The sequence below is a fragment of the Ruegeria sp. AK11 genome, assembly GCF_056541095.1.
Genome location: NZ_JBQFXU010000018.1, coordinates 24,073 through 31,607 on the forward strand (window position 1 = coordinate 24,073; position 7,535 = coordinate 31,607).

The 7,535-nt window shown below is 58.7% G+C and carries 6 protein-coding genes; 5 read left to right on the top strand and 1 reads right to left on the bottom strand.

Annotation, left to right across the window (positions count from 1 at the left end):
• Positions 1-115: 115 nt before the first annotated feature.
• From hisS to hisG, 3 genes are read left to right on the top strand one after another with little or no spacing between them, the layout of a single operon-like run.
• Entirely contained in the window at positions 116-1,603 is a 1,488-nt protein-coding gene (gene hisS / locus ACR0D9_RS20015; RefSeq protein WP_480540032.1) for a histidine--tRNA ligase, read from the top strand.
• A gap of 3 nt (positions 1,604-1,606) precedes the next feature.
• Positions 1,607-2,695: an ATP phosphoribosyltransferase regulatory subunit gene (locus ACR0D9_RS20020; RefSeq protein ID WP_480489012.1), complete on the top strand. Its 1,089-nt coding sequence runs from the start codon at positions 1,607-1,609 to the stop codon at positions 2,693-2,695.
• A complete protein-coding gene (gene hisG, locus ACR0D9_RS20025; RefSeq protein WP_267363646.1) occupies positions 2,692-3,381 on the top strand; it encodes an ATP phosphoribosyltransferase in 690 nt (229 codons plus the stop codon). The genes ACR0D9_RS20020 and hisG overlap by 4 nt, the downstream gene beginning before the upstream one ends.
• On the opposite strand, the gene ACR0D9_RS20030 is transcribed toward hisG, so the two are convergent.
• On the bottom strand, positions 3,382-3,813 hold the full coding sequence (locus ACR0D9_RS20030) for a DUF1489 family protein (protein WP_480540035.1): 432 nt from the start codon (positions 3,811-3,813) through the stop codon (positions 3,382-3,384).
• A 439-nt stretch (positions 3,814-4,252) separates the two neighbouring features.
• Between ACR0D9_RS20030 and ACR0D9_RS20035 the strand changes: the two genes are divergently transcribed.
• Positions 4,253-6,535: an adenosylcobalamin-dependent ribonucleoside-diphosphate reductase gene (locus tag ACR0D9_RS20035; protein ID WP_480540037.1), complete on the top strand. Its 2,283-nt coding sequence runs from the start codon at positions 4,253-4,255 to the stop codon at positions 6,533-6,535.
• A 322-nt stretch (positions 6,536-6,857) separates the two neighbouring features.
• The gene (locus ACR0D9_RS20040) at positions 6,858-7,136 is read left to right on the top strand and encodes a hypothetical protein (protein WP_170723698.1); all 279 of its coding nucleotides are present in this window, start codon (positions 6,858-6,860) and stop codon (positions 7,134-7,136) included.
• Positions 7,137-7,535 lie beyond the last annotated feature (399 nt).

The window sequence follows — 7,535 nt, forward strand, 5'->3', positions numbered from 1 at the left end:
TCAGGCTGCACATAGCGACCCCGTGACGCCTTGGCCAGAGAAAGCGCGCCTTGCCCAGATGCGGGCCATGGGATAGACCGCGCGCGGAACAGGTACACTCCCAAGGACGCCCCACATGGCCAAGCCCAAGAAACAGCCCCGCCCCAAGGCCGAAACGCCGAAAGGGTTCCGTGACTATTTCGGCGAGGAAGTCACGCAGCGCACCGAGATGCTGCGGACGATTGCGGGCGTCTATCATCGGTACGGGTTTGACGCGCTTGAGAGCAGTGCGGTCGAAACCGTCGAGGCGCTGGGCAAGTTCCTGCCCGACGTGGACCGCCCGAACGAAGGCGTCTTTGCGTGGCAGGAGTTTGACGAGGGCGGAAATGGCGACTGGATGGCCCTGCGCTATGACCTGACCGCGCCTCTGGCCCGGGTTTACGCCCAGCACCGCAACGACCTGCCGACGCCTTATCGCCGCTATGCGATGGGTCCGGTCTGGCGCAACGAAAAGCCGGGGCCGGGGCGGTATCGGCAGTTCTATCAATGCGATGCAGATACGGTTGGAACCGCCTCGATGGCTGCTGATGCCGAGATCTGTGCAATGCTGGCCGACACGCTGGAAGAGGTTGGCATCCCGCGCGGTGACTACATCATCCGGGTGAATAACCGGAAGGTTTTGAACGGTGTGCTGGAGGCGATGGGGCTTGGCGATGATCAAGCCGCACGAGACAATGTTCTTCGCACCATCGACAAATTCGACAAGGTGGGTGAGCAGGGTGTGCGCGAGTTGCTGACCAAGGGTCGTCTGGACGCGTCGGGCGCGTTTATCGACGGCGTTGGTCTCAGCGATGATCAGGCAGACCCGGTTATCGCCTTCCTGACTTCCAAGGCCGTCGATACCGCTGGTACATTGGCCAACCTCCGCATTGCCGTGGGTGACAGCAAGATTGGGGCGGATGGGATTGCTGAACTGGAACAGATCGCTGAACTTCTCTCCGCTGGCGGCTACGGCCCCGACCGCATTGTCATTGACCCCTCCGTCGTCCGTGGCCTGGGCTATTACACCGGTCCGGTCTACGAGGCCGAACTGACGTTCGAAATCTTCGACGAGAAAGGCCGCAAGCGGCAATTCGGCTCGGTTGCGGGCGGCGGGCGCTATGACGATCTGGTCAAGCGGTTCACCGGGCAGGAAGTGCCCGCGACCGGGGTGTCCATCGGCGTCGATCGGTTACTGGCGGCGCTGCGCGAAAAGGGCCGGATCAGCGCCCAGGCCAAAGGCCCCGTGGTCGTCACCGTCATGGATCGCGACAGGATGGCCGATTATCAGGCGATGGTGGCCGAGCTGCGCAATGCGGGCATCCGGGCCGAGGTGTATCTGGGCAATCCCAAGAACTTTGGCAATCAGTTGAAATACGCGGACAAGCGCAACTCTCCGGTTGCGGTGATCGAAGGCGGGGACGAAAAGGCAAAAGGCATCGTGCAGATCAAGGACCTGATCCTTGGGGCTAAGATCGCCGAAAGCGCCACGCTGGAGGAATGGAAAGAACGCCCCAGCCAGTTCGAAGTATCGCGCGCTGATCTGGTCGCGAAAGTGCGTGAAATTCTGAACAGTCAGGACTGACCCATGCCCAACCGTTCCCAGATACAGGCCCGTGCCGCGATGATGCGTGTCCGGTTCGAGGCTGCGGGCGCGCAGGTGGTGGATACCCCGCTGCTGCAACCCGCTGAAATGTTGCTGGACCTCTATGGCGAGGATATCCGCGCCCGTGCCTACGTCACCTCGGACGCGCTGCGGGGCGAGCAGATGCTGCGCCCGGATTTCACCCTGCCTGTTGTTCAGATGCACATGCGGGACGGGGCCGAGCCAGCGCGCTATACCTATTCAGGTGAGGTGTTCCGCCGTCAGGAACACGACCCGGACCGTTCGAACGAATATATTCAGGTGGGGTACGAGGTTTTTGACCGCGATGATCCCGCTGGTGCCGATGCCGAAGTGTTTTCGCTGATGGCAATGCAACTGCGCGGGCTGCCTCTGCGCGCAGCGACCGGGGATATCGGTATCCTAACCGCGGCTGTCGAAGGGCTTCGGACCACAGACCGCCGCAAGGCCGCGCTGATGCGGCACCTGTGGCGGCCGCGCCGGTTTCGTGCGCTGCTGGACCGGTTTGCAGGGCGTAAACCGGGGCCCGAAGGCCGTGACGCGCTTTTGGACGCGGACGACCCGATGGCGGTTGATGTTCCGATGATCGGCAAGCGCCGCGGGCCCGAGATTGCCGACCGGATCAAAGCCCTGCGTGAAGATCGCGCTGCGCCGCCGATCTCTGACAATGAACTGGCCGGGTTGGAAACGCTGCTGAATGTGCGTGAAACCATGCCCTTCGCGTTGGAACAGCTGAGGGATGTGGCAGTGGATCTGCCGCAGATCACCCCGGCACTGGACCGATTGGAGGCGCGGATCGCAGCCCTGCAAGCGCGTGGCGTCGACGTCGCCCGGCTGGATTTCGAAGCGTCTTATGGCCGGACATCGATGGAATATTACGACGGGTTTGTCTTTGGGTTCTACGCCGAAGGCCGTCCCGACCTGCCGCCTGTCGCCACCGGTGGGCGCTATGATGCGCTGACGCGCCGTTTGGGGGATGGGGCCGAAATCCCCGCGATCGGCGGAGTGATCCGCCCGGACCTGATGCTTGAAATCGAGGAGGCCGTGCTATGAGTGTGAAACTGGGCGTGCCCTCGAAGGGCCGGTTGATGGAAAAGACCGTTTCATGGTTCGAAAAACATGGCATCGTGCTGTCCCGCAACGGCTCGGACCGGGAATATGCGGGTAGGGTCGACGGGATTGACGGCGTCTCGCTGGTTCTGTTGTCGGCGGGTGAGATTCCGCGCGAACTTGCGTCGGGCCGTATTCATCTGGGCGTCACCGGCATCGATCTGGTGCAAGAAAAACTTCCGCGCTGGGAACAGCAGGTCGAAGAGATTGCGCAGCTGGGCTTTGGCAAAGCCGATCTGATCATTGCCACACCCGCCTGCTGGGTCGATGTGGACACGCTGGACGATCTCGATGCGGCGGCAGCAGCATTTCGCAACACTCACGGCCACCGGCTGCGGATCGCCACCAAATATCACCGACTGGTGCGGGAGTTCCTGACCGACGCGGGCGTGGCCGACTACACTCTGGTCGACAGCCAGGGGGCGACCGAAGGTACGGTCATGAACGAAACAGCCGAGGCAATTGCTGATATCACCTCCTCCGGTGAAACCCTGCGGGCAAACCACCTCAAGATCCTGTCGGACGGTCTGATCCTGCAATCGCAGGCCACATTGTGGCGCAGCCGGGTTGCAAAGGTCGACGCGGCGGATAAGGCGGTTCTGACGGAATTGCTGGATCGGCTGCGGTAATTACAGCACACCGATATCCGCTAGGGCGCGGTTGAGGTCATCGGGCAGGGCGTCGTCCTGCGCGCGCCCTTTCGGCAAGTCGGCTGGTGTATCTTCGGGCTTCAGGTATCGCCACCCCTGAAACGGGCGTTTCAAGGTGTTCTGGGTCCGATGTACGTTAGGGTCGAGAACGATGGCGCAGCGGCGGATACCGTCCTCGCCGGTCACCTCGTCCAGGCGCAGAATACGCTGACGGCACTGTACGACACCCTTGATGACCCAATAGATTGATCCGCCATTCAGAATCTCGGCATCACGTTTGGGCCACATGCGGGTTACGTGGCGCGGATATCTGTCCTCATAAAGCGGCATTCGGCTGTCCTGCCACGCGATCAGAGAGTCCACGCTTTCCGAACCAACCGAAAGTTTGATGAGGTTCACGTACTTATCCACAACTTTCCCACAGAGTCGTCCATTGGCTATCTATCCATTGTAGCTCAGGATTGGCTTTCATCAAGGTGTAGTGGGTGTTAGTCTGGATACCTCTTTCAGCACAGGGAATCACAGAGCGGTATGCAGTATACTGAGTCGATAACTCAAAATGATGATTTCGATAAATTGTAAAGATTGGCTCCCCGACCGGGTCGAGGAGCCAATGCAGGGGATGGCATGGTGCGGGGTGCGGCTTCCTATCCAACGCCCCGAGGGTTCGAGTCCCTCCATCTCCACCGTTTCTTGAGAGCTACGAGAGCCCTCAAGAAATTACCAATCAATTTGCCTATTGTGTGGTCTATGGTCAATTGGAATACAGCAGTTTTTTTGCTGGAATGAAGCCCTGAATATCATATATAGAGGATTTCTTACTAACTCACACTATAGATAGAGTTTCGATATGAGCCGCTTTGCCGCCCCCATCGCCGAGCAGATCTGGGACATGAAATACCGCTTCAAACAGGCGGATGGCACGCCCATCGATCAGACGGTTGAAGACAGCTGGCGACGCATCGCCCGTGACCTCGCGCGGGTCGAGGACGACCCGGATCATTGGGAAGACAGGTTCTACGAGGCACTGGAAGATTTCAAATATCTGCCCGCCGGGCGCATCACTGCTGGCGCAGGCACCGCGCGGCAGGTGACACTGTTCAACTGCTTCGTTATGGGCACCATCCCCGACAGCATGGGCGGTATCTTTGACATGCTGAAAGAGGCCGCGCTGACCATGCAGCAGGGGGGCGGGATCGGCTATGATTTCTCGACCATTCGCCCGCGCGGCGCGGATGTGAAAGGTGTGGCGGCAGATGCCTCTGGCCCGCTCAGCTTCATGGATGTGTGGGACGCAATGTGCCGCACAATCATGTCCGCGGGCTCGCGCCGGGGGGCGATGATGGCCACCATGCGCTGTGATCACCCTGATATCGAACAGTTCATCACCGCCAAATCCGACCCGGCCCGCCTGCGCATGTTCAACATGTCGGTGCTGGTGACCGATCCCTTCATGGAGGCGGTCAAGGCCGACGGCCCGTGGGAGTTGCAGTTTGACGGCAAGATCTATCATACCGTTCAGGCGCGCGATCTGTGGAACAAGATCATGCAGGCCACATATGATTATGCTGAACCGGGCGTGATCTTCATCGACCGCATCAATCAGGCCAACAACCTGAGCTACGTTGAAACCATCGCCGCGACGAACCCCTGTGGCGAGCAACCTCTGCCACCTTACGGGGCGTGCCTGCTGGGCTCGATCAATCTGGCGCGGCTGGTGGCCGAACCGTTTGGGGATGCCGCGCATCTGAATGAACCGGCGTTGCAGGAACTGGTCGCGACAGCCGTGCGCATGATGGATAACGTCGTGGACGCCTCGAAATTCCCGTTGGCCGAGCAAGAGGCGGAAGCGCAGGACAAGCGCCGCATCGGGCTGGGCGTGACGGGTCTTGCGGATGCGCTGCTGATGCTGGGCTTGCGCTATGGGTCCGACGAGGCGGCGCGTCAGACGGAACGCTGGTTGCACGCAATCGCCCGCGCCGCATATCTGGCCTCGGTCGATCTGGCTAAGGAGAAAGGCGCGTTCCCCCTGTTCGACGCCGAGAAATATCTGGCCAGCGGCACGATGCAGCAAATGGATGACGACGTCCGCGATGCGATCCGCGAACATGGTATCCGCAACGCTCTGCTGACCTCGATTGCGCCCACGGGCACGATTTCGCTTTATGCCGGGAACGTGTCGTCGGGGATTGAACCGGTCTTTGCCTATGCCTACACCCGCAAGGTTCTGCAAAAAGACGGCTCGCGCACCGAAGAAGAGGTCGTGGATTACGCCGTTCAGATGTGGCGCGACAAGTTCGGCGACGCAGCGCTGCCGGACTATTTCGTCAATGCCCAGACCCTGACGCCGTCGGATCACGTCAAGATGCAGGCGGCGGCGCAGAAGTGGATCGACAGCTCGATCTCCAAGACCATCAACTGCCCGGAAGATATCAGCTTTGACGCCTTCAAGGATGTCTACATGCAGGCCTGGGATCAGGGCTGCAAAGGGTGCACGACCTATCGCCCCAACGATGTGACCGGCTCGGTTCTGACCGTTTCGGAAAGCGATGACAAGGTGCCGGGGGAAAGCGCGAATGCGCCTCATGAAATTGAAGGCGGCGACGTCATCTACATGTCCGAACCGCTGGATCGCCCGCAATCGCTGGAGGGGTCGACTTACAAGCTGAAATGGCCCGATAGCGAGCACGCGATTTATCTGACCATCAACGACATCATCATCTCGGGCCGCCGCCGCCCGTTCGAAGTGTTCATCAACTCCAAGAATATGGAACATTACGCCTGGACACTGGCGCTGACGCGGATGATCTCGGCCGTGTTCCGTCGGGGTGGGGACGTGTCCTTTGTGGTCGAAGAGCTGAAAGCCGTTTTCGACCCGCGCGGCGGGGCGTGGGTCAAAGGCAAGTATATCCCATCGATCCTGGCCGCGATCGGGGGCGTGATCGAACAGCACATGGTTGCCATCGGCTTTCTGGAAGGCGAGGGGATGGGGCTGAAATCCGACCCCCAGGCGCAAGTGGTGAACTTAGACGCGCCACGCGGCAAAGCCTGCCCGTCCTGCGGTCAGTACGACATGGTCATGATCGAAGGCTGCATGACCTGCCGCAACTGCGGTCATTCCAAATGCGGATAGGTATGAAGCGCTGCACAAATTGTGTGGGTGGGCATAAATAGCCCATAAGGTTGATTTTTGCGCCCATTTGAACGGTCTTTAATGCCCGCAGATTCTTAAGACTTTGAAATAAAATAAAAAAGATTCCTGTAGAGTTCTGAGATTGTTCTGCGTTAGGCGACCGTCGATAACATTCGCGCTATTGACCAAGACCAGAAAATCTCAAGACTGTGGCCATGGAACCAAATCGTCTCATACGCGTCACACGCAAAAGCTGACCAGAATGTTGTACTTGCCCAGCAAAACCGCTCGGGCAGTTCCATGGCTATCGGATACCGAATTGATGAAAAACAAATCGCCTATCGAGGAGTCCCCTCAGTACTCCGAATTGAACGCTCGATTTTCCCGTTTTCTGCTGGACTTCCGAAAGGAAAAACTCGCGCAGCAACTCGCCGGAGACGACAAAAACCGTGACGAGATTACTCGCGGAGACTTTCAATCATTCAAAGCGCGGATGACTGAGGGATTAGAACTAACCGATTACGATCTAGATCGTATTCACCGCCGAGTATTGTCTGTACTTCTCCGCCCCGAAGCGGGCTCTGAGCTACAAGACGAATGAGGCCGGAAGGCGTGAAACTGGCGTGTAGACCAATCTGACGTTCACACAATCAAGTAAACCAGTTCTCGGTTCAGTGTGACGCTCTGTGGCGTGGTCGAAGATTCCGTATGTCGATGCCAAAACAAAACGTTAGAACGGTCGACGCGAAAGGCCAACCAACAGACAGCTTTTACTTGTGGGCAGTGCAGCATGAAAGTATCACTGCGACATTTGCTGCGGAGTTTGAATGTGACTAAAATTAATAGAAGCGACATTTACGACAAAAACCTGAACTTTCTTATCGGCTCAGGTGCCTCACACGGGTTGTTGCTGTCCGCCATCAGCACCCATGGAACAGACTAGGTTGATTGCGTAGCGGAGGATTTCAGGCTCATCGTAACCATCAGAGAGTGGAGATGA